The organism is Kineosporia rhizophila (genome assembly GCF_021277265.1).
GTDB classification, from domain to species: domain Bacteria; phylum Actinomycetota; class Actinomycetes; order Actinomycetales; family Kineosporiaceae; genus Kineosporia; species Kineosporia rhizophila.
The window spans coordinates 152,809-177,785 of record NZ_JAJSOH010000004.1 but is presented as its reverse complement, the minus strand read 5'-3'; the positions used below and the strand labels follow the sequence as shown (position 1 = coordinate 177,785).

Here is a 24,977-nt window from a genome sequence, read left to right as displayed (position 1 = left end):
GCGGTTTCCTGAGGTGCCGCCCGCCGTGACTCCCGCCCCAGCCTCACTGCGCCCCCGGCCGGCTCAGGCGCTGCTCGCCGGTCGCTGCGTTCATGATGCGTCGCTCTCCGTACCTACAGTCGGGCTGACTTCCTGGGGGTCGTTCACATCTTTCACCTTTTCCCCGATCGGGCCAACGGTGAGTGTCATCGCTCACCCTCCCCGGGCCCGTGCAGGCCGGACGCCAGCAGGGCGAACGCCTCAGCAACAGCCTGGTCGGAGTGGGAGGGCAGCGGACTGGGCGCCGCCGGGCGGTCCGGCTCCCGGCGCGGCTTCTGGTCACCGTTGTCGTCCGGCGTCTTGATCGCGGCGGCCACGCCGGTGGTGGAGTGGTCAGTCCGATGGGGGACGGAGGTGTCCGGCGTGGTCTCGGACGGCGCCGGCGTAGGTGGCTCGGGAGAAATTGAGGACGCGGGTGTGGGGTCGGGCGCGGACGGCGGGCTCCCAGGGGCGGCGAGTGTTTGAGAAATGCTTACGGACGTCCGTGGTGGGGTATCCGTCACCGGTGAGCCAGCCGGAGTGGCTGGGTTGGGCACCTCGACCGACCCGGCCAGCAGAGCACCGAGCACGTCGTCGCCGGTAGCCGTGATGTGCCCACTCGGCCGGATCACCACCGGCTCCACCGGCACCGGCGGCGCAGGCAGGGACGGCCGCACCGGCGCCCGCGACGGATCCGGACGCCCGAGGTCGAACACCACCGGGATCAGGTCGTCGGCGAGCTCAGCCACCGGACGCACCGTCTCCCGGGTGGGCAGCCCGGTGCCACCCTGCGCCGACCAGGACTGCAGCAGCGCGGCCAACAGCACCACGCTCAGTCCGCTACGGATCTGCTCCCTGGCCTCGTCGCCCAGCTCCGCCACCCCCTCGGTCACCGCCAGGCGGTTGTTCACCATCGAGTTGGCCACGAACGACAGCGGCGCCACGGCCACCGGCTCGAAGTTGTCCACCACCAGCTCGGCCTGCGCCTCGAGCCCGGCCCACCAAGCGCCGCGGGCGGCCACGAGGTCGGGCGCGGAGCCGGTGAGCTGGGTGAGCCGCTGCCGCAGGGAGACATGATGCAGATCGTCGGGCCCCAGAGCCGGAACGGACACCATGTGAGCGGGCTCCGGCGTACTGGGCTGGGGCAGCCTCGGCAGGCCCAGCGCCCCCACCAAAGTGCTCACCATCGCCTCGGCTGCCTTGGCGGCCGGCTCAATGAGGCCACCAGTGAACTGCAAGGCATCTCGGAGGAACACCGTGGCCATCGGAAGGACCTGCTGAAGAAGCGGTTCCGAGACCGAAGAGCCACTGACCCGGCCAACGATCTCCCCAGCAATCTGGCGTAGCTCGGAAAGAACGTCCGACGGCAGAACACTCAAGCTCTCCTCGGCCGAGTTCGCCTGCTGCAGCAGCCAGTTCTGACGAGCATCAACGAAAACCTGCGGACCACGCGCACGCTGCATAGCCACATCACCAAGGCCGGCCACCAACGGATGCCGCGAGAGATCGATCTGGTCGACCCGCCCCTCAGGCAGCTCCGCCTCCCCCGCCGCCCCCCGACCCGACACCGCTTCACCCGAGCCCACCTCAACCGGGCTCACCTCAACCTGGCTTACCTCGACCGGCACCGACTCACCGTGGCCCACGCCACCCGGCTCCAAAGTGTCCGCCGCCAACTGCCCCGGCTCCGGCTCGCCCAGCTCACCCGACACCGCGTCAAGCGCCGCCCCTCGGCCCAGCGCAGCCCCATCCTCGGCCGCGGAACCGAGCGTCCGCTCCCCGCGCACCTCTTGAGCTGGCCCCGACTCGTCCAATACCACTGCACCGCGGGCCAACTCGCTTGCAGACAGCCCACCCGACCCGAACTCGTCCGCCGCTACATCACCGGACGCCGACCCGACCGTTGCCTTCCCAACGCCCGCCAGCTCGCTTGTTCCCACCCCAACACTTGTCAGATCGTCCGACGCCACTCCACCGGACGCCACCCCGACCGTTGCCCCGCCAGCACTCACTGGCTCGTCGATAGCCAACCCCATGCCCGCCGACGCGTCCGCCGCAACCCCGCCGGACGCCGACCCAACCCTCGACTCACCAAGCCTCACCAGCTCGTTCGAGGTCAGCCCCACGCCAGCCCCATCGTCCGACGCCACCCCACCGGACGCCGACCCGACCGTTGCCTCTCCAGCACTCACCGGCTCGTCGGTAGCCAACCTCACGCCCGCCGACGCGTCCGCCGCAACCCCGCCGGACGCCGACCCAACCTTCGACTCACCAAGCCCCACCAGCTCGTTCGAGGTCAGCCCCACGCCAGCCCGATCGTCCAACGCCACTCCACCGGAAACCGACCCGGCCGGCGCCCTCGCAACGCTTGCCGACTCGTCCGTTGTCACCTCTACCAACGCCGGGGCGTCCAGCGCCGCTCGGCGGGTGCTCGACTCTCCCGCGGCCACAGCTTCCCGCTCGGCGAGCACCTCCTTCACCGTCTCCAGCATCGAGCGCCGGACGCTGCGCACGCCGCTCTCCCCCGTGGTGGCGATCTCCCAGGTGTTGCGCGTGTCGAGCGCCGCGTGGATGCGCGCGTCGGCGGCGATCCCGTCCGGACGGCTCACCCGCAGCTCACCGAAAGGCGTTGCCAGCGGACCGGTCACCGCAACCACCCGGATACCCGCCGGCAGACCGGCCGTGCCAGCCACCCCGTCCAAAATCGGGGTTCCGGCCGGCAGGGAATCCGACACGAGAACGACTACCCGGATGCGCTTGTCGTGCTCGAGGATCGGCCTCACGTAGCGGCTGGCGAAGTCGGCCGGTGAGACGTCCTCGCCGTAGACCCGGAAGGTGGTGGGCGGCACCGGCTGCTGCCGGGCGCCGAACTCGGCCGCGATCGGCGGCTGCGGCGTGCGGAACGCGGTGTGGATCACGGCGACGCTGGGGTCGTCGATGGCCGGGAATGCCTGTGTCGCATCCAGTTCCCGGGCATTAGGAGAATGGTGGACGTCGGCGGGCAGGTACCAGCCGGAGGGCACCTTGATCGGTACCGGCGTGGCGGCCCAGTCGCGCAGTCCGGCGTCGTGCAGCAGGCGCTGGGGCGACCAGGCCGCCTCGAACAGGTTGCGCACCCGGAAGGTCAGGGGCAGTTCGGTGCCGCCGTAGCCGATCTTGTCCCGTTCGTTGCGGGTGGTCAGGGTGATCGTGACCAGGGCGTCCAGGTGGACCGGGCCGAACCAGGTGGTCTCCAGCGACCAGGCGTCCCAGTTCGAGCCGGCCCGGTGCGAACCACCGGCCTGGATCTTGGTCCTGCCCGAGTACATCGGGGCCGCGATGCCCAGCGGGGTGACCGATTCCGGGGCCGGCCTGCCCCCGTTCTGGGCGAGCGGGGCCTGGGGCGGGTTGCCGCTGAAGTACTCGTTCGGGGCGCCGCCCCGGGCCGAGCCGGCCAGGTCCTGCCGGCCGATCGGGGTGGAGTTCATCGTCATCACGTCGGCTTTGCCGGTCACCTGGGCCGCCGGGAACACGGTGGTGACCTTGGGGGCGACGAGCCGGAAGCTGACCGAGAGGCTGCCCGTGGTGTCGGTGAGCACGCTGCCCGTAGAACGGAGGGGGACCGGCAGGCGGGTGTTCGTCCCGCTCGCCCCGGTTCCGGTCTTGAGCAGGTGGTTCTCCAGCACCGCAGGGTCGGACAGAGCCCGCAGTTCGTCCTGGCCGATCTGTCCCCAGGCGGCGAGCAGGGCGGGCGCGCCGGCGTGCTTCTCCAGGGCCTTGGTCCAGGCGTCGTAGAGGTGGCGCACCTTGTCCGGGTCGATCCGGAAGACGATGTCCTTGCCGCGTAGTTCGGCGCCGGTGAAGGAGACCTCGCGAACGCCGGCCGGCACGCTCCCCGGGGCCAGGCGGGAGATGATCGGCTCACCGGTGCCCGGGGGCAGCGGCCGGATCAGGTCGGCGGTGGGTGCCACCACCGACTCGCCCAGCGGCACCACCTTTCGGCCCACCGTGGCCGCGGTGCCCGACGGGGTGGAGGCGGTGACCTTCTGCGAGTGCCGCGAGAGGCTCATCGGCGCGCCGAGGCCAAGCGTGTTCAGCAGCGGCGAGGGGCGCCAGACGCTGATCAGCGTGACCTCGATCTGCACCTCGCCGACCAGCGTGCTCAGGTCGCCCTTGGTCTCGAACCCGTCGTAGCGCATCGGCGCGAACGCGTACGAACCGCCGGATCCGGAGTTCCACCCGCGGGCCAGTTCGGCCACGAACTGGGTCTGCTGGAACGAGGGCCGGGCCAGGCCGTCGACGATCCCGGTGAGACCGGCCGAGAGGTTGATCGCACGGGCCGTGCTCCAGCTCTGGCCGGTGCGCTCGTCGCCCCGGTTGGTGAAGCCGACGGTGCCGTCCAGGCTCTCGGCGCTCAGGTAGCCCCGGCTGCGCGGGTCCCGGTTCAGCCGGATCAGCAGCTGGGTGACCCGCTGGCCGAGGAACCGGCCGTCCACCCGGGTCAGCATCAGGCCGCCGGCGCGTAGCACCGGAGCCTGGGCGTTGAGGGCCTGCGGCGAGAGCATCACGTCGAGGCCACCGCGCATGGTGGTGCCGGAGGTCTGCAGCTGCCAGGCGCCGGTCAGGGCTCCCGGCTCGTACTGGGCCAGCAGGTCACCGGCCGCCCGCAGCACCGGGTTCACCCGGGAGAGCGGCTCTGCCCCGGGCGCCGACAGCAGGTACTCGGGCACCGAGTTGAGCGGCACCACCGGGTATTCCGGCACCAGCGTGGCGTCGGTGTCGCTGAGCGGCGCCAGGGGCACCACACGTTCGGTCTCGTTCTGGCCCATCGGGCCGAACCGCTGGACCCCGCTGGGCGGTTCGGCATCCGCGCGAATCCGCCGAGGCTCGTCCGTACGCAGTTCGGGCAGTTTCTTCGAGGCGTTCGGGGCGAGCAGAGCCTCGAGATCGGTCAGCGTGAACGTGGTGCGGTCGGGGGCGTAGAACTGGATGCCCTGGTCGATGTCCACGTCGGCCGCCGCGGCGCGCACGCCGAGATGCTGGTCCAGACGGCGGCTCTCGGTGAGGTTCCGGGCCGAGACCACGATGATCCGCCAGCGCACGGTGCCGGTGCGGCCGGTGTGCTTCAGATCCATCTTCACCGACTGCCCACCCGAACGGGCCAGCGCCTGTGCCGTGCCCCAGGTATCGGCCTGGGTGAACGAAGGGCCGAAGCGGAAGTGGGTGCCGCCCCCGGCCGGGTTGCCGAAGGCGTCGGTCTCCCGAACCACCGAGACGCCGAACCGGGCGTTGGCGTCGATCCCGAAGGTGGCCGTGCTGGCCGCCGAGAACGTGGCCGAGGTGCCGTACTCCAGGGAGACCCCGGTCTCGAAGGTGGCGCTCGTACCGTCGTCGGTGACTCCGTGAACGACCGGGATCAGTGCGTACTGAGCCTCGCGATCGCCGAAAGTGAGCTTTTGCGACACGTTCCCGGCCTGGCCGGTGGCCTCGCGGACGAACAGGCCGCGCAGGTGGTCCTGGTTGATGTTGGCCAGGGCCCACACCCGGGCGGTGCTGCGTTCGATGCCGACCGCGGCCAGCTGCTCGACCAGGGCCGCGCGCAGCCGGTCCACCCCGTCGACGTGGCGCACCCGGTCGATCGGCCGGATCGCGACGGTGCCGGACGGGTCGGACAGCGGTGAGAACACCCACCCGGCAGAGAACTTCCACCAGGACGCGGCGGCCCGGTCGGGTGTGGTGGTGTGAGTTCCCACCTCGGTGCCGGCGGCGAAACGGTGCAGCCGGCTGTCCACCCTCTCCAGGGCCAGGGGCGGGGACGGCTCGACCGCCTCGCCCGGCGTGGCCGTCAGGCCCCTTTCCAGAAGCGGGTCTTCGAGGGTGGTGAACGGCTCAGGCACCATCCAGGCGGCCAGTGTGCCGAACCGGGCCTGGGTGCGGGCCTCCAGCTCGGGCGCAGGGCGGTGCACCAGCTTTCGCGTCCCGGACTCCAGCGCCTTCACGATCTGCGCCGAGATGTCCCGGGAAAGAACCCGGGTCACCTCGACCGTGAGAGTGACCTCGCTCGGATAGCGGTACACCCAGGCCGGGCCGGAGTAGGTCAGCGGCTTGGTCACCGAGCCTGAGTGCAGCACGTCCACGGTGTCGGTGTGCCCACGGGCGGCCGAGGAGTTGAACGCGATCCGGCCGATGAACTTGCGGCCGGTGCCGGGGATCGGCACGCTCCAGTTCCAGCGCGAGCCCACGGTGACCCCGGTGGTCGTGGTGTCGGCGCCGGAGTGCGTGGTCTCGAACGAGGAGTTCGGCTTGAGCGCGATCGAGGCTTCCTTCACCGCGACCGAGTCGGTGGGCACCGGGCTGGTGCGCCGGGCCGAGATCCCGAACGTGATGTGCTGCACATCGCCGGAGTTCAGCTCCCGCACGTAGGTCTCGCTCCGGCCGCCGGAGGCGAACATCTCCTCCTGCCCCTGGCGCAGGTTCGGCTCGTCGAAGCGCTCGAGCAGCCAGTCCTGCAGGTCGAGCTGCTGGCTGCGGGTCCACTCGTCGACCCGCACCAGTCCCTGACCAGCCCGTCCGGTGCTCTCCACCTGGCCGAGCAGGGCGGTGAACTGCCGCACCAGGTTCTGGGCGCCGGTCAGGCCGAGGGTGCCGGCGAAACCGGCCGGGCCAGTGGGCTTGGTCAGGGCCAGCGGCGCGTAGTGCGTGACCCCGTCGGCCGGGGCCGGAAGGGGTCGGCCCGTGAGTTCGTGCAGCGCCCGCTCGAACAGCGGCGCCAGTTCCTCGGCCACGTAGACCGTGACCCCGAGGTCGGCCTTGAGGTCGGCCGGCACTTCGCCCGGCTTCGTCTGCCCCGCCGTGAGCGTCTCGGCCGAGAGCGTGTAGCGCACCTGCACCTGGTACGGCACGCTCGAGCCGGAACTGGCCACCTTCACGCCGGATCCGGCGGCCAGACCGTTCTTGAGCGTGACCCCCCGGCCGGTGCCGAGCGGGAAACCGATCGCGATGTAGGGCGCGACCGTGCCCAGCGGAGCCGGGCTGACCGCCAGGCCCGCGGTCAGACCGAACGTCCCGGCGTTGCCCTGGGCGCTGAACTGACTGCTGGCGCCACCCTTGTCCAACTGCACCGGCACCTCGACAGGCGGGCCCAGCCGGCGCACGGCCAGCACTTCCGCCCCCGCATGGGTGACCAGCGAGCGTCCCTTGTTCCAAGGCAGTGGCGCCTGCGGCACCTTCGTGCCGAGGATCCGGGGCAGCTCGGCCCGCAGCACGGTCTCGGTCAGCCGGTGCTCGATCACCCGGGCCAGCTCGGAGCCACCGACCGGCGAAAGCGTCCGCACGAGAGCCTGGTTGAGGAAACCGAGGCCACCGACCGGCCCGATACCGGGCATCACCCCGGCCAGCGCCCCGGTGAGCGGGGACTGCTCGGAACCCACGAACCACGGGCCCGGGGCCGGCACGTGCGCGACCACCTTCTCCGGGAACCCCACCCGCAGCGTCTCGTTGAGCGCGGCCCGGTGCCGGACGGCGCGCTTCCCGGTGACCCGGACCTCGCTGGCCAGACGCGCGGGAAGGTCGAAGTAGACCTGCTTGCCCGAGGCGGAAATGGTCTCGGTGGTGCTGGAGTCGAGGGTGAAACCGAGGCTGCGGGAGGTGGTGGAGCTGGCGTTCAGACCGCCGTACGGCAGGAGCACCAGGTTGCCCTGGGCGATGCTGACGAACAGCGAGGCGTCGAAGGTGCCGGTGCGGGAGAACTCCTGGGAGATGTTGGTGGAGCGGGCCACCAGCTTGTCCATCGGCCCGGCGGCGGTCTCACCGGAGCGCAGCAGCGGCTGCTGCGACGGGCGCACCCGCTGGCCGCGAGCCCGGTCCACGTCCTCCAGGCGCAAGGTCAGCGTGTGGCCGGCGGCGCTCACTTCGAGTCCGCCTTCCAGCATCGAGCGCACCGCAGTGGTGGCCCCGAACTCGTTCAGGTGACCGGTCAGCCCTTCCTGCAGGGCAGCCAGGGTGGCCGGAGCCGGCGCGGGGGTGAAGTTCGTGGCCCGCGCCACGAAGGCCTGCTCGGAGAAGCCCACACCGCCGAAGCTCTCGGCCCGGCCGCCCGGCCCGAACGCGAACTGCTGCCCACCGGCCACCACACCGGCCCCGGCCACCGGGAAGACCGGGGTCTCGGCGAAGCCGCTGGGCAAATGGGCCGCGGTGGCCGTCTGGTCGAGCTGTTCGGCCGCCAGTCGCTCGACCACGTCCTGGGTCGTGCGAGTGAGCACGGCCGCGTCCTGACCGGCGGCCAGGCGGGCGAGGTCACGCACCATCGAGACCAGCACCAGCGCGTCGGCCAGGTCCGGAACCAGGTCACCGCCGGCCTGGGCGACCAGCCGCACCCAGTCCGGGTTGGTCGGTGCGGGCACCATCTGCGGGTCGATCTGCGCCTCGATCCGCTCGGCGACCGTGGCCATGATCCGCTCGTGCTGCGGGTCCACGTCGGCGCTTCGCAGCCCGTCGTCGAACCGACCGGCCACGAACGGCGCCCAGGCCAGGTTCTCGGCCAGACCACGCAGCCGTTCCTGGTCGGCCACCTCGCCGGTGGCCTGACCCGCCGCAGCGTCGAAGCTCTGAGCTCCCCGGCCCGCCAGTTCGTCCATCGCTTCGGCCAGGGTGCCGTCGGCCGAGAGCCGGGCGATCCGGTCCAGCCCGGCCAGGAAGGCCCGGGCCTCGGCGTCGCCCAGCAGTGTGTCGAGCAAGAGCTTTTGGACGACTTCGGCCGCCAACGGCGCTCGGGCGGCGGAGAGTTCGTCGAGCCCCATGGGCAACCGGTCGGCGATCTGGCGCAGGCCGGCGATCAGCGCGGCCGACCGGGCCGAGTCCAGAACGGCCGGGGTGACGGTCGTGGGCTCCGGTGCCTTCACCGGCCGGACCGGATCCAGGTTCTGGAGCTCGAACGTCGGCGCGGCGCTGGTCGAGGCCAGGCCGGGCATGGCCGAACTCGCGGTCGGTTCCGAGCTCATGGGCGCCGACCCGAGCCCGGGCAACGGGGTGAGCTCGCTCAGCGCCACCGGCTGCGCGCCCGCGAGATCGCCCGACATCGGCCACAGCTCGAACCGGGTGACGCCGTCGGGCAGCAAGGCCGCTCCACCCGCCTGGGCATCGAGGAACCAGACCCGGCCACCCCTCGTCACCACATTGATCACGTGACCCGAACCCCGCGCGGGAACGTCGAAGACCAGGGCGGCCTGGGTGCCTTCGCCGGAGGCGAGCATGGCCGAGTGGATCTGCTCCAGCGATCCGGTGCGCAGAACCTGAGGTAGTGCGTCGTCGGCCAGACCCAGCTGCTGCCGCTGCCAGGCCGCCAGTTCGGCGTGCGACCACATCTCGCTGGGTGGTGCCTGGAACCGGCCACCCTCACGCAGGGCGATGGAGAGCGTGATGAACGAGATCACGCAGTTGGTGTCGAACTCACCACCCCGGGCCCGGTACGGGTTGATGCCGCCGACCTCCGGGAAGTGAACGCGAACCTCGGCGTCGTCGCCCAGCAGGCGGCCGGTGCTCTCACCCAGGCCGGCGATCCCGTAACGGGTGCCCCAGTTGTCGGCCAGCTGCTCGGAGATCAGGCCCAGGTCGCGCGTGGTGAAGCCGGGACGGGTCTGGTACCAGGCCTTGAAGTCGCGCCACGTCTGCCGGCCGCCCTGCAGATAGGCATTGCGCAGATCGGCCATCCAGGCGGACTGGTACGAGCCGAACCGGGCCACCAGCTGATCCACCCGGGTCAGGGTCTGCAGCGTGTCCCGCAGCCCGGCCGGGCTGCCAAAGACGGCCAGGCCGTCGTCCCAGGCCTGGGCGACCGGGTCCCAGCCGAGCTGCCCGGCCAGGCGCTCCAGCTGCTCGCCCAGTTCCTGCTTCTCGGCCGGGTTCAGCCGCAGCACGCTCTGCCACTGCTCGCTCTGGGTGAAGCGGCCGAATTCGGTGTAGAGCTCGGTGAAGCCGCTGACCCACTGCCATTCGCCGTCGGCGTTCTCGTAGCCGCTGTCGCGGAAGCCCCGCACGGCCTCGATCCGGCCGGCCACGTCACGGGAGGAGACGCGCTGGACGTAGGCGATGCTGGCGTGGGCAGCCTTGGCGGCGTCACTGAATCCGGCCACCGCCCACTCGTCCAGCTTGTACAGCTGCCCGGAACGGGTCGGGGCGTTGTCCACCACCAGCAGCGAGTAACGCATCTGGCGGCCCGGGTCGTGCGGCGGGTTGATGTCCTGGTTCACGCCCAGGTTCGCCCAGCGCTGCATCCGGTCGGTGCTGATCGAGCCGGGCTCCTCCAGGTAGGAGACCTTGTGCCCGGAAAGGACGAACGCTTCCAGGTTGCCGCTGCGGAAGCCCAGGTGCTGGGTGTGGGCGGCCAGGTTCAGGTACTCGTACACGCCGAGCTGGTTCACCCGGGCATCGCTGGAAAGGTGCGCGGGGCCGGGAGTGATCAGATGGGCCGCGGACGGGTCTTTCCAGAACTCGGTGAGATCGGCGACCTGGAAGTTGCCGCCGGTTTTGAAGTAGGCGTCGGCCATCTGCTGGTAGTGGTTCACCGGCTTGCTCCCGGCCGTACCCCAGTCGGGGTGCCGGTCGCCGGCGATCACTACCAGGCGGTGCCGGCCCGGGGGCACCGAGCCGCTCAGTTCCCCGAGCAGCTGCGCCACCCCGGTGAGGCTGGTGTCGTGCTCGATGTGGGCCTGGCCCTTCTTACCGCTGAACCGCGACCACAGCACCAGCACCTCGGTGTGCGGAGTGAGGTGAATCCCCTTGCTCTGCAGCCACTGCCCGATCGCCGGGCCGCGAGCGGCCATCGAGACCGGGTCGATGCGCAGGGCCTGCTTGAACCGGCCGCCGAAGTCCTCGGCGAACTGCTCCACGTAGCGGGTCCCGAAGGTCACCGAGACCTGGTCCAGGTCGGCGAAGGCGGACCGGGCCGAGCGGGTCAGCTCACCGATCGTCCGCACGTCCATCACCGTGACCTGGTCGCCCACCCCCGTGGCGCGGTAGAAGTCCCGAATCGACTTGGCCAGCGGGCGGATCGCCGCGTCCGGCCCGTTCGCGGCCGGGATGCCCAGGGCCACGTGCGCGTTGGGGTTGTGCAGCAGCGTGGCCAGGATGCCCCACTGGTCGCCGGTGGCCATACCGGGATGGGTGATCAGGAAGGGCTGGTCGTAGCTCTCCAGCAGCTCGGCCTGATCGGCCATGCCCAGCCGCGGCAGGTCGGTCAGCTCGTTCACCGAAACCGCCCGGGCACCGACGGGATCGGCGATCTCCGGCGACATCGGCCAGAACTCGACCTCGCTCACACCGTGCGGCAGAACCGCTGCCCCACCGGCCTGGGCGTCCAGGAACCAGACCTCGCCGTCGCGCGTGACCACGTTGACCACATGCCCGAAGGATTGCGTGGGCACGTCGAAGACCAGGGCCGCCTGAGCCCCCTCGCCGGCCCGCAGCATGGCCGCGCGGATCGCGTCGAGATCGGTGGTCCGGAGCACCCGCGGCTGGGCATGGTCGGCCAGTCGCAACTGCTGCCGCTGCCAGGCCATCAGCTCCTGCTGCGACCACATCTCGCTCGGCGGGGCCTGGAACGCCTCACCCTCGCGCAGCGCGATCGACAGGGTGATGTACGAGATCACGCAGTTGGTGGAGAACTCACCGCCGAGGGCCAATCGCGGGTTGACGTGACGGATCTCCGGGAACCGGGCCCGCACCACCAGGTCGTCGCCGAGCGGCTGCCCGATCCGGTGTTCCCCACCGGCGAGCCAGCGCCGGCCGGTCCAGTTCTCCCGCAGCTGGCCGCGGATCAGCTCCAGGTCGTTCGTGGTGAACCCGGGCTGGTAGCCGAACGCGGCCTTGTACTGCTTCCAGGCCTGCTTACCGGCGTCGCTGCCGTCCTGCCGGTACGCGGCCCGCAGATCGGCCATCCACGCGGACTGGTACGAGGCCAGGCGCTCGACCAGGCTGTCCAGCCGCTGCATCGTCTGGACCGTCTCGGCCAGCCCCGCCGTGGTGGTGAAGGCGGCCCGGGCGTCGTCGCCGGTCCCGGTTCGGTAGTCCCAGCCCAGCTGATCGGCCAGGCGCTGCAGGGTGGTGCCGAACTCCGCCTTCTCGGCCGGGTTCAGCCGCAGCACGTAAGTCCATTCCGGGCTGTTGGCGAGCCGCGAGAAACCGGCCCACAGCTCGTTGATACCGCTGACCCACTGCCATTCACCGCGCGCGTTCCAGTACCCGCTGTCGCGGAAACCGCGCACCGCATCGGTCTTCGGGCCAGACACCCGCTCGATGTAGGCAAGACTGGCGTGGGTGTCCTTGGCCAGCTGGCTGAAGCCCTGGGTGGCCCACTCGTCCAGCTTGTAGATCTGCCCGGCCCGGGTGGGCGCCTGCTCGGTCACCAGCAGCGAGTACCGCATCGAGCGGTCCGGGTCGTGCGCCGGGTTGATCTCGCGATTGACCCCGAGGTCGGCCCAGCGCTGCATCCGGGCGGTGCTGATCGAGGCCGGCTCTTCCAGGTAGGACACGTGGTGCCCGGAAAGGACGAACGCCTCCAGATTGCCGCTGCGGAAGCCCAGGTGCTGCACCCGGGAGTTCAGGTGCAGGTACTCGTACACGCCGAGCTGGTTCACCCGGCTGTCGCCGGACAGGTGCGCGGGACCGGGCGTGATCAGATGGGCCGCCGACGGGTCCTTCCAGAACTCGGTGAGATCGGCCACCCGGAATCCCGGCCCGCTGAACGCCGCGGCCATCTGCTGGTAGTAGTCCACCGGCTTGCCGGTGTCGGTGCCCCAGGTCTTGGGCCGGTCACCGGCGATCACGACCAGACGGTCCCGTCCGGGGGTCGGGTTCGCCTGTAGGTCGGAGAGCAACTGACGGACGCCGGTCAGGCTGGTGTCGTGTTCGATGTGGGCCTTGCCGTTCTTGCCGCTGAACCGCGACCACAGCACCAGCACCTCTGTGTTGGGGGTCACCGTGACCCCCTTGCTGTTCAGCCATTCCGCGATGACGGGCCCACGGACGTCCATTGTTCTGGTGTCGATCCGCAACGCCGACTTGAACTGCTCGCCGAAGTCCTCGGCGAACTGTTCCACGTAGCGGGTGCCGAAGGTGAGGGAAACCTGCTGCAGGTGCGGGAACTGGTTCTTGGCGGCCCGGGTGAGCTCACCCATCGAGTGCACGTCCATCACGGTGACCTGGTTCATCACACCGGTCGCGCGGTAGAAGTCGTGGATCGACTCGGCCAGCGGTCGCATCGCCGCATCCGGCCCGGTCGCGGACGGCACCCCCAGCGCCACGTGGGCGTTCGGGTTGTGCAGCAGCGTGGCCAGGATGCCCCACTGGTCGCCGGTCGCCATGCCCTGATGGGTCAGCAGGAACGGGACGTCGGGAGCGGCCAGCAACTGGTCCTGGTCCAGGGTGCCGAGCCAGGGCAGATCGGTGAGGTCTTCGGCCGGAACCGGCCGGGCGCCTTCCAGATCGCCGATTCCCGAGGACATGGGCCAGAACTCGAACTCGTCCACGCCGTGTGGCACCACGGCTGCGCCACCGGCCTGGGCGTCGAGGAACCAGACCTCACCGTTCCGGGTCACCACATTGACCACGTGCCCGAAACCCTGCTCCGGAAGGTCGAACACGAGGGCCGCCTGGGCCCCCTCACCGGCCTTCAGCATGGTCGCGCGGATCCCGTCCAGCCCAGCGGTCCGAAGCACCCGCGGCTGAGCATCGTCGGCCAGCCCCAACTGCTGCCGCTGCCAGGCCATCAGCTCCTGGTGCGACCACAACTCGCTCGGCGGGGCCTGGAACGCCTCCCCCTCACGCAGCGCGATCGACATGGTGATGTACGAGATCACGCAGTTGGTCGAGAACTCGCCACCCCGATACAGATCGGGGTTGACACTCCGGATCTCCGGGAAGTGCGCGCGCACCTGAAGTTCGTCGCTGAGCAGGCGCCCGACCCGCTGCTCCTGGCCCCCCAGCCAGTGCTGCCCGGTCCAGTTCTCCCGCAGCTGGCCGCGGATCAGATCCAGGTCGTTCGGGGTGAACCCGCGTTCGTAGCCGAAGGCCGCCTTGAAGTCGTGCCAGGCCTGCTTGCCGCCCTGCAGATAGGCCGGCCGCAGTTTGTCCGCCATCCACGACGACTGCAGATCACCGAACGGCTTGACCAGATCGTCGACCCGCCGCATGGTCTGCAGAACGTCCCGCAGCGCAGGCCAGTCGTGGGCGAAACCGGCCCGGCTCTCGTCCCAGCGCGCAGCGTTCCAGTCCCAGCCCAGCTGATCGGCCAGCTGCCGCAACTGAACCGGCAGGTCGGCCTTCTCCGGCGGGGTGAGCCGCATGACGTAGGGGGCGTACTGGTTCTGCGCGAAGTCGCCGAACTTGCCCCAGAGCTCGTTGAAACCGCTGACCCACTGCCACTCACCGTCGCCGTTCAGGTAACCGCTGTCGCGGAAACCCTTCACCCCGGCCACCAGCTGGTCGAAGTCGGCCGGGATCCGGAAGATGTAGCCCAGGCTGGTGTGCGCTTCCTTGGCGGCCTGGGCGAACTGCTGTACGGCCCACTCGTCGAGCTTGTAGATCTGCCCGCTCAGGGTGGGCGAACGATCCACCTGCAGCCGCGCGTAGCGCATTTCACGGTGCAGGTCGTGCGGCGGGTTGATGTCCTGATTCACGCCCAGACCGGCCCAGCGCTGCATCCGGTCGGCGCTGATCGAACCGGGCTCCTCCAGGTACGAGACCTTGTGCCCGGAAAGGACGAACGCCTCCAGGTTGCCGCTACGGAAGCCCAGGTGCTGAGTGTTGGCGTGCAGGTTCAGGTACTCGTACACACCGAGCTGGTTCACCCGAGCATCGCTGGTCAGATGGGCGGGGCCGGGGGTGATCAGGTGGGCGGCGGACGGGTCCTTCCAGAACTCGGTGAGGTCGACCACCTTGAAATCGGCCGTGCGGTAATGGTCTCCACGTTCCTGGAACAGGCTGCCCGGCTTACCGTCGGCGGTGGTACCCCAGTCCGGGTGCCGGTCACCGGCGATCACCACGATCCGCTCACGGCCCGGCGTAACGGTGCGCTGCAGATCACTCAGCAGCTGGTCCACGCCGGTCAGGCTGGTGTCGTGCTCGACGTGGGCCTTCCCCTTCTTGCCGCTGAACCGCGACCACAGCACCAGCACCTCGGTGTCCGGAGCCGGGCTGATCCCCTTGCTGTGCAGCCACTGCCCGATCTGGCCGCCCCGCACCTGCATCGAGGCCGAGTCGATCCGCAGCGCCGACTTGAACTGCTCGCCGAAGTCCTCGGCGAACCGCTCGACGTACCGGGTGCCGAACGTGACCGAGACCTGGTTCGCCGACGGGAAGACCGTTCTCGCCGTCTTGGTCAGGTCGCCCATCGCCCAGACGTCCATCACCGTGACCCGGTCCATCACGTTCGTGGCCTGGTAGAAGTCACGCACCGACTCGGCCAGCGGGCGCATCGCCGCATCCGGCCCGTTCGCCATCGGCATGCCCAGCACGACCCGGGCCTCGGGGTTGTGCAGCAACGTGGCCAGGATCCCCCACTGGTCGCCGGTCGCCATGCCTTGGTGGGTGATCAGGAAGGGCACGTCGGGCCGCGACAACAGCTGCGCCTCGGTCAGCCGGACCGGTGCGGAGGACGAACTCGAGGACGAGCCGTGCACATCCGGGTCGTAGTGCTGCTGGGACGAGGGCGCCCCACCCGGAAGCCACTCGCGGTAGTTCGGCATCCCGTTCTCGTTGGCCCAGCGGCGGAAGATCTCCCGGGCCAGGTCGATGCTGGAGTCCGGCTTCACACCCGGCACCGGGTCGGCCAGCAGGTCGTCCAGAGCGGCCTGTACGTAGGCGGGATCCGGCCGGCTCGGAACGACCACCCGGTCGCCACCGGCCGCGCGCACCAGGGCATCGTGCTTGCCCCGCACCTTGTCGTACACATTGTCCGACAACGAGATCGACCCGGAACTCTCGGCCGGGCGAGACCGCTTGGCCGGCGGCTGGGTCAGATCTACGGACGTTTGTGGCGACGACGATTCTTCCGACGCCGGACGCTTGAGTCGCGTCGGCAGAACGGCCTCGCCCGTCTCGCCCATCCGCACGTCGGGCGCACCCTCGGCCCACGTGCCGGAGAGGCGGTCGCCGATCCTGGCCAGGTCGCCGTCGGTGAAGCCCCTGGTGTCGGCGAAGGGCGCCTTCAGCTCGTCCCAGCGGGCTGCCTGACCGGTGTCCAGCAGGTCGGCCCGCAGCTTGACCAGCCAGGCCGAGCGGTCCTTGGAGAGCGGGTCGAGCAGCCGGGACAGTTCGCGGATGTTCTCCACGGTGTCCCGCTGACCGGCCTTGTCGTCGAACAGCGCGCGCTTCTTGTCAAGCTGCCAGTGGCCCTCGTCCTGGTGCCAGCCGAGCTGCCGGGCGAAGTCCTCCATGCGCTGGACGAGCTGGGGCTTGTCCTCCGGACGGACCCGGATGATGACGTCCTGGTCCCACTCCGGGCTCTTGCGGAGGGCCTCGAACCCGCCCCAGAGGTTGTCGAAGCGGCTGGTCCGCTGCCACTGCCCGCTCTGGTTGGCGAATCCGTTGTCGCGGAACTCGCGCAGCGCCTTGGCGATCTGGTTGTGCCCCAGCCGGGCATCGAAGTTCTTGACCACGAAGTCGAGGGCGTAGAGCGCGTCCGCCACCGACTCCATCAGGCCTTCGAGCTGGGGGTTGGTCACACCCCGCACGGCCAGCTCGTCCACCTTGTAGAGCTGCCCGCTCGCGGTCGGCGCGCGCTCCAGCTCCAGCAGCCGGTAGCCCAGGTCGTTCCAGGGCTTCATCCGTCCGGAGCTGAACGAGAGGTTCTCCTCCAGGTAGCTGACCTTGTGCCCGGAGAGGACGAACGCCTCCAGGTTGCCGCTGCGGAAGCCCAGGTGCTGCAGGTTGCCGTTCTGGTGCAGGAACTCGTAGATCCCGAACTGGTTGAGCCGGGCGTCGGAGCTGAGGAACGGGTTCGCACCGGGTTTGATCAGCGGGTGGCTGGTGACGTCGTCCCAGAACTCGGTCAGATCGGCGACCTTGAAGGTGGGCGAGTCGCCGTAGCTGTCGGCCAGCTGCTGGAAGTAGTCCCGCGGTTTGTGGCCCGGGGTGCCCCATTCCGGGCGGCGGTCACCGGCCAGCACCACCACCCGGGGCCGGCCGGCCGACGTCCTCAGGTCGTCCAGCAGTTGGCTGATGCCGGTCAGGCTGGTGTCGTGCTCGAGGTGGGCGTTGCCCTTCTTCCCGCTGAACCGGGTCCACAGCACCAGGACCTCGGTGTCCGGGGTGAGCCGGATCCCCTTGCCGTCCAGCCACTCCCCGATGGCCTGGCTGCGCCCGGCCATCGACGTCTCGTCGATCCGCAGGGCCTGCTTGAAGGTGTCGCGGAAGGCCCCGCCGAACTCGGCCTGGTACTTGGTCACGTACTTGGTGCCGTAGTTCAGCGGCACGATGTGGCCCAGATCCACGTCCGGGTGCTTCTTCAGCGCCTTGCCGAAGTCGTCCAGGGCGTTCATCGGCACCGGGATCACCCGGTCCCCCACCCCGGCCGCGTGGTAGATGCTGTTCATCGCGTCCGCGCCCCGCGCCGACACCGCGTCCAGGGCCGGGCGGCCCAGGGCCACCTGGGCGTGCGGGTTGTGCAGCAGCGTGGCCAGCACGCTCCACTGGTCGCCGGTGGCGTAACCCGGGTGCTTGACGATGAACGGGCTCGCGCGCTCGATCGCGGGCAACTGGGCCCGGCCCTGCCCCTGGGGGGCGGCCTGCTGCCTGCCCTTGCCCTTCCAGTTCGGCGCGCCCCCCAGCAGCCGGTCGGGCTGGCGCAGGTCGAGCTTCTGGATGATCTCGGTGGCGATGTTGCGTACCGGCTGCACCAGATCGGCCGTGAGCTCCTGCCCAGCGCGCAGATTCGCGCCGAGCAGGGCCGCCGTCACCGGAACCACCTCGGAGTCCAGCCGTAGCTGGCGTGCGTTCGGGTTGGACGGGCGCAGCCAGTCACCGGACTGCCGGAACACCAGGTGCCGGGCCAGGTCGGTGAGTTCGGCCCGCACCCCGGCCGCCAGGCCGGTGACCAGGGCTCCGGCCAGGAACTCCTGCTCCTTCCACCAGCCCGCGAGATCTCCAGTTCCCGACAGACCCGTGACAAACGTCCGCAATTCGAAGTTCGCCCTGAGGTTCTCGTCGGTGATCTCCTCGATCCGCGAGACCGGCGGTGTTCCGACGGCAGTGTCGACGGCAGTGTCGGCCCCCAGGACGACCCGCAGTTCGTTGGCGGTGAAGGGGACGGCCGGGTGCACCACGAAGTCGTGCGGGCGCAGGATCGGCGGCAGCGCCTCGATCAGGTCGGCAACCTGGGAGAGCCCCGGAACCTGGCCGTTGGCAGTGGGTTCGATGTGCAGAACGCCGTCGAGGTCGCGGGCGGGAACGGCGATGCCGAGGTCGTCGGTGCCGATCGGCCGCACCACCGTGCGCCCGTCGAGCGTGAGGATCTCGAGCGACTTCAGGGCGGGCGAGCCGGGCAGGCTGTCGATCATGGCCTGGCCCCAGCTGGTGCGCCCGGTGACCAGATCGTGCAGGATCTGGCCGGGGTGCATCGGGGTGGCGTGCGCCTCGGTGAGGCCCTGGCGCAGCTGGGTGAGCAGTTCGGCGTTCAGTTGGTTCAAACGGACGTTCGCCTCGGCGAACGCTGAGGGGTTCTCGAGCAGGACCTTGACGTCGTCGACGGCCCGGCCCAGGTTCGCGGTGAAGTCGTTCTGCGCCTGGGTGACCAGATCCTCGTTGCCCAGCTTGTCGAACCGGGCGTCGGCGTGTGCGAGCAGGTTGTCGGCCCACTGGTCGACCTTGACCGGGGCAGTGTCCGGAGTGGTCAGGTGTGGGGCGCGGGGCGGTTCTGCCAGCACCTGGTCGAGCACACCGTCTATGCGGGCGCCCAGGCCGCTGAGACCGGCCCCCGCCGAGTCGACGCGCGTGAAAACGCTGCCCGGGGTGGAGTAGAGCTTGGTGAACACGTCGTTCACCCCGTCCGCGACCGAACCCAGGGCGTCGATCCGGACCTGGGCCTGCTCGGCCGGGCTCAGGTGGGTCAGGTCGGCCTGGTCGATCCGGGCCAGCACCTTGCTCTCCAACGAGTTCGCCGCCACCTCGACCTGCTGGTGGAACCCGGCCCAGGCCTGCGGCGTCTTCAGCAGTTGCTGGTAGGCGAAGTGGAGGTTGACCGGGGCGCTGAGCGAACCGGCGTACTGCACCCCGGCCTTCATCGCCGAGTCCAGGCTGTGGCCGCTGGCCTGATGGATGTTCACCAGGCCCTCGGCCTGGGCCCGGAAGTTGCCCAGCACGGTGTCCGAGACCGACTGCGGCACACCGGCTTCGGCGAACCGGGTTTCGAAGATCGCCACGTCGTGATCGAGGGCCGCGGCCGGGTTGTCGTAGAGCTGGCGTCCGCTGGAGAACGGGTTCTCGGTCTGGGGTTTCGGAAGCTGCGGGGCCTGGTCGACGGCGGGCCTGGGCAGCTGGATCCCCTCGTTCACGCTGACCGGCCTGACCTGGACCTGCACCTGAACGTTGCCGCTGTCGCCGGCCCGTACGTCCAGGCGTTCCGGGGTCTGCACCGGCTCGACCTTGAAACCGCCCGCGTCATAAGCGAGCTGCGAACTCGTGCCCGGGCTCTCCAGAGCACTGTGGCCCGGGCTGCCCTCAGCCGACGAAGCGTCGCTGGGCCGGAGCGCACTCCCCTGGGCCTGATCTGCCCGCCAGTCGGCCTGATTCGCCCGCCAGTCAGCCTGGTTCGAACGCCAGTCGGCCTGGGCCGATCGTCCGCCGTGGAAGGCGTCGCCGTGGCTCATCTCGTGGTCGAGCCAGCCCCGACGGCTGCCCCCGGCGCCGTAGGCGTCGTGGAAGGCGACCGCCAGCTTCTCCCGGTAGTCGGTGGCGATGGCGTCGAGGAGCTTCGGTTCGACGTCGGCGCCGTCGGCCATGTCGTGGAACTGGCGTCCGGCGTCGTCCAGGGCGCCGCCGGCCTCGTTCTCGAAACGCAGCCGGTCGGGCACCCCCTGGGTGATCTCGTCGACCTTGGCCGACCAGTTCCGGAACGCGTCGTCACCGAAAGCCTTGTTCAGGGCGGCGGTGTCGGCGAAGTGCTCGAGCCCGGCCGGGTAGTCGCCCAGCCCACGGTACGGCGCGGGCGAGCCGGAGCCGGCGGCCGCGTCGCCGAACAGCTCGTCGCGCATCGACTGCAGCTTCGGGTCGATCTCGGGCGTGACCTCGTCGCCACCCCGGCCGGTGAACCGGATGTCCAGGTCGCGCACCGTCTGGTTGAACGAGTTCCGCAGTTCACCGACGTAGTTGATCTTCGCCCGGCCGACCGCGTCGGCCCCGACCTCGTCGCCCCAGGAGGCGTTCCCCTTCGTGCTCGCCACCATGTCGTCGAACTTGGGCAGCGAGGCGAGCAACTCGTCCTCGAACCGGGCCTGCCGGGCGAACGCCTCGGGCAACCCGTCGGCGATCTCGCGCAGCACGTCGTCGAACATCGCCTCCAGCTCGAAGTTCGAGCCCGGCGAGTGCTGCAGGTCCAGGAGGTTGGCCCGGGCCTTGTCGACCACGTCGTTCCAGACCTTGGCCAGGCCGTCCATCGACAGCCCGCCGGGCGGGTCCAGCTCGCGGCCGGGCACGCTGGGCAGGTCCTTGGGCGCGCCGTTGAGCGAGACCGCCCCGTCCCGGTCGCGGAAGATCCGGACCACGTCCGAGGCCTCGAGACCGGGCGGAACACTGCCTGCCCGCAGCGGGTCGGTCTGCCACTGGGCGAACCGCAGTCGGTCGGCGGCCAGGTCCACGTCGCCGCCGGCCTTGGCCGCGAAGTCCTGCCAGACACCCTTGAACACGTCACGGAATCGCTCGAAGGAGGCGTCGCCGTGCAGGGCCTCGATCAGCCGGCGGTCGCCGGGCAGTTGTCTGAGGGCGTTGCGGATCTGGTCGTCGCTCGCGCCGAACGCGCCCAGGCCACCGGACTCCTTGTAGGCCTGGACCGCCGACGGGCCGACATCGCGGGCCTGGACGAACTTCTGGTAGTCGGCCGGGTCGACGCCGAGCGAGTCCAGCGTGGCCCGCAGGGTGTCGGCGTCGACCTTGGCGTTGCTGAAGTTGAGGTCGGCCTGGGCCTTGTCCAGGCTGCGCCACTGCGCCTCGTCCAGGCCCAGCGCCTTCTTCGGGTCGAACGCCTCCGGGGTGGCGAACAGCTCGTTGTCCCTGAGCGTGACCGGGCCGCCGGAGCCGGCACTGCCGCGGACGGCGTCGATCTGCTTCTGGGTCCGGATGTCGATCTCGACCTTGGCCTCGGCGAACTTCAGGTCGCCGGCCTCCAGCCCGGCCAGCCGGGCGTCGACCTCGACTCCGGTGAGCCCGTGCTTGGCCAGGTTCTCCTCGGCCTTGGCGAGCAGCCGTTCGGCGACCACGATGTCGTTCACCTGCTGCACGGCGACGTGGGCGCCGTCCCCGGCCTGCAGTCCGCCGGCCTTGGCCAGCTGGGCCTGGTGCAGCAGCCCCTGGGCGGCCTGGTAGGTGACCACGGCGTCGGCCTGGTTCGGGAACAGCCGGTCGGCCAGGTGTTTCACCTCGGCCAGCGGATCGCCGGCCCCGTGCGGCGTCGGCACCGAGTCGATCGTGCTCGGGGTCTCCGGCCGTACTCCGCCCGGATCGACCACACGCCCCTCCGGGGTGACGGCCAGAGGCTGGCCGTCCCTTGCCGTGAGATCCACGCGCGCAGTGGTGACCTCGCCGCCGGCCAGGTCGGGGCGAGGGCCGGACGACGACCCGGCGCTGTCCACGTCCGGGGTGTGCGCGCTCACCGAGTCCGGCGCGTCGACCCGGCGTGGCACCTCCACGTCGGCCAGTTGGGCCAGGGCGTCCTCGACCCGGTTCACGCCCGGCGTCTCGATCCGGGCCACCTGCGGCTCGGCGAACCCGCTGCTGCTCTGGATCACCGGCTGCCGGGCCGGGCCGGCGTTGAAGGTGCTGCCGTCGGCCCGCGCGGTGGGCATCTCGATCGGGGCCGGGCCGGCCTGCCCGAGTTTCGCGGCCCCGCCCGCGCCCAGGTTGCTGCCGATGTGGGTGATCGCGTCGTCGGACAGGCTGATCTGGACCGACTCGTCGGTCTTCTTGAGGATCTGGAACTCGTTGTCCATGATCTTCGGCAGCTCACGGAAGGCGAAGTCGCTGAGGTCCGCGTGCAGCTTGGCGTTGTGGATCGAGCCGAAGGCGTTGCCGCCGGCGGAACCACCGGCGAACGAGACCGGGCTCACGCTGCCGGCCCCGGGGAACATGGACTGCATGTTGTGCAGGGCCGTGGTCTGGTCCAGGCCCAGCAGGCTCTGCAGGCCGCCCGGGGTGGACAGGTGGTCGGTCAGACCGCTGATCCCGTTGACCGACACCGGCGCCCCGGCCCCGTCCACCATGCGCAGGTTCGCGCCCAGGTCGACCGAGTTCACGCCGTCGCTCAGCTTCAGGCTGTGCAGGTCGAAGGTGGTGCCGCTGCCGTTGGTGAACTTCAGGTCGGTCAGGCCCAGACCGGTGTTGCCGTGGGTGATCTGGAGCTTGCTCACGTCCACCGAGGCCGCGCCGTCGGTGAATCGCATACCGCCGGTGCCCGCCCCGGCGTCCACCCGCAGCCCGGTCGGGGCCACCGTGGCCACCCCGTCGGTGAGCTTCAGGCCGTTCAGGTCGAAGCTGACGCCCGAGCCGTTGGTGATCTTCAGGTCGTTCAGGCTGATCGAGGCGCCGCTGCCGTCGACGAGCTTCAGGTCGCCGCCCCGCAGGGTGACGTTCCCGTCGGTGATCTGGGTGGTGCCGCCCACCTTGCTCAGATCGCCGAGCTGGTTGAGGTTGCCCACCTTGGTCAGCACGTCGAGGTCACCGATCGCCTTCAGCGACCCGACCGCCCCGGCGCCGCCCAGGCTCTCGGCGATCCCGGGAATCTTCACCGCGCCCAGCCCACCGCCGAGATTACCTACGTTGCCGAGGTTTCCGGGCAGCACCAGCTTGCCCAGCCCGGCCCCGGCCTCCCCCAGCCCGGGGGTGCTGACGTGCGCCCCGGCGTTGGCGATGGCGTCGATGCTGCCGAACTGCCGCAGATCGGCGCCGCCCACGTCACCGAGCGAGGAGAAGGCCGAGTTGGGCACCTGGATGCCGCTCGGGGTGCTGCTGAACGAGGTGTTCGCGTCGTTCACGTGCCAGGTGCCGCTGTTCAGGTCGGCGATCGTGGTGTTGTTGCCGATCTTCACGCTGCCGAAGTCACCGTTCGGCCCGCGCAGCAGACTGGTGTCCACGTCCGGCATCCGGCTCAGCACGTCGGCCTGCCGCAGCGGAGGCATCTCGATGATCGGGCGGGGCAGGGCGGGCGGCGCCTGACCGAGACCGCCGGCCGAGCCGCCGGGGGTGATCAGCTCCGGCTTCATCACCTTCGACCAGGCGTCGTACACGCCCCCGCTGGTCATCGTGATGCCCTTGACGATCTGCACGGTGTCACCGAGCTTGTCGACCAGGGTCATGTTCTTGAAGCTGCTGATGTTCAGGCCACGGCCGAGCACACCGACCTTGAAGGCGTTCAGCACCCCCAGGCCGCGGATCTCGTGACCGGCCATCGGCAGGAAGATGCGCAGCGCCTGCCAGCCGCCCAGCGACTCCTTGGTGAGCTGGACGAACCGGGTGTTCAGGAAGGCGTCGACGGCACTGTTGATCTTGGCCACGCCGGCCCCGGCCAGCTTGCCCAGGCCGTTGACGAAACCCGAGGAGACGGCCGAGATCGTGGTCTTGGGCAGCGCCACCAGCCCGTGGGCGAAGGCGCCGGCCCCGACCACCGCCTTCGGGATCCAGGCCGCCCCGGCCTTGACCGAGGTGATCACCACGTTGCCCAGGTCGGTGACGTTCTTGGCGATGCCCGACCAGCTCAGGTTCCGGAAGATGTTGGCCAGGTCGTTGCCCAGGCCCTTGACCCCGGCCCAGGCGCCCTTGGCGATCGCCGCGGTGGCCGACTTGATCGAGCTGACCAGGTCGCCCAGCTTGAGCGCGCGGGTGCTCGGGAACAGCACCCCGACCAGCGACAGCAGCAGCTCGCCGATGCTGCTGTTGCCCTGGGCGAAGTCGACGATCTCCTTGACCGCCAGGACCACGTTCAGGGCGAACGCGATCAGGCCGAGCGGGCCACCGACGAAGATCGCGACCACGGTGATCAGCAGGACGATCCAGAAGAAGGCGTCCCAGAACTGTTCACAGGCGCTCTTGGCCCACGGGTTGGTGGCGTGCGCCACCGAGTCCACCGCCGAGGACGCGGTGCCGGCCGCCGCCTCCAGGTCCGACTTGGCCTGTTCGGCCTGCTGTTTCAGGGTCTCCCGGCGGGAGTCGTCCTCGGCCAGGCCCTGGGCCTGGGAGAGCGCGTTGTCGGCGGAGGCCTGGGCGTCGCGCAGCTTCTGGGCGTAGGTCGACATGGCCGGCGAGGCGGTCTCGAACGCGCTGGCCACCGCCGAGAGGAAGGTCTTGGTCTTGGACTCGATCTCCTCGCGGAGCCAGTCGGCGGTCTTGCCGACGAACGCCCCGTCCCCCGTCCCCGACATGATGTTCTTGATCCCCTGGTCCGCCTCGGTGGCGGCCTCCTGGATCAGTTTCATGTAGTTGACGATTCCGTCGACCACTTCGGGGTCGCCGGGCGTCGGGTCTCCACCCAGACCCAGGGGGGACCAGTCGCCGGGACGCGCCAAGACTTCACTCCTCGATCAGCTTCTCGGTTCAGGGGCCGAGGGGGTCTGCGGGCCGGCCGCGCACGCAGGACACCCAGCTGACAACTCTCACCGGCCTCCGGGGTCACGGGCCAGAGCCCGGGCGCCGGGCCGCCCGAAAGCTCCCTGGCAATCTGCCCTCGCGTACCGCCGCGTTGACAAAGCCCTTCCTCAGCCCGAAACGTGTGTTCTCGAGCAGCC

Annotated in this window: 1 protein-coding gene; it reads right to left on the bottom strand. The window is 70.2% G+C overall.

The annotated features are described in order from the left end of the window. Positions 1-185: 185 nt before the first annotated feature. Positions 186-24,758: a toxin glutamine deamidase domain-containing protein gene (locus tag LWF15_RS09220; RefSeq protein WP_232810000.1), complete on the bottom strand. Its 24,573-nt coding sequence runs from the start codon at positions 24,756-24,758 to the stop codon at positions 186-188. Positions 24,759-24,977 lie beyond the last annotated feature (219 nt).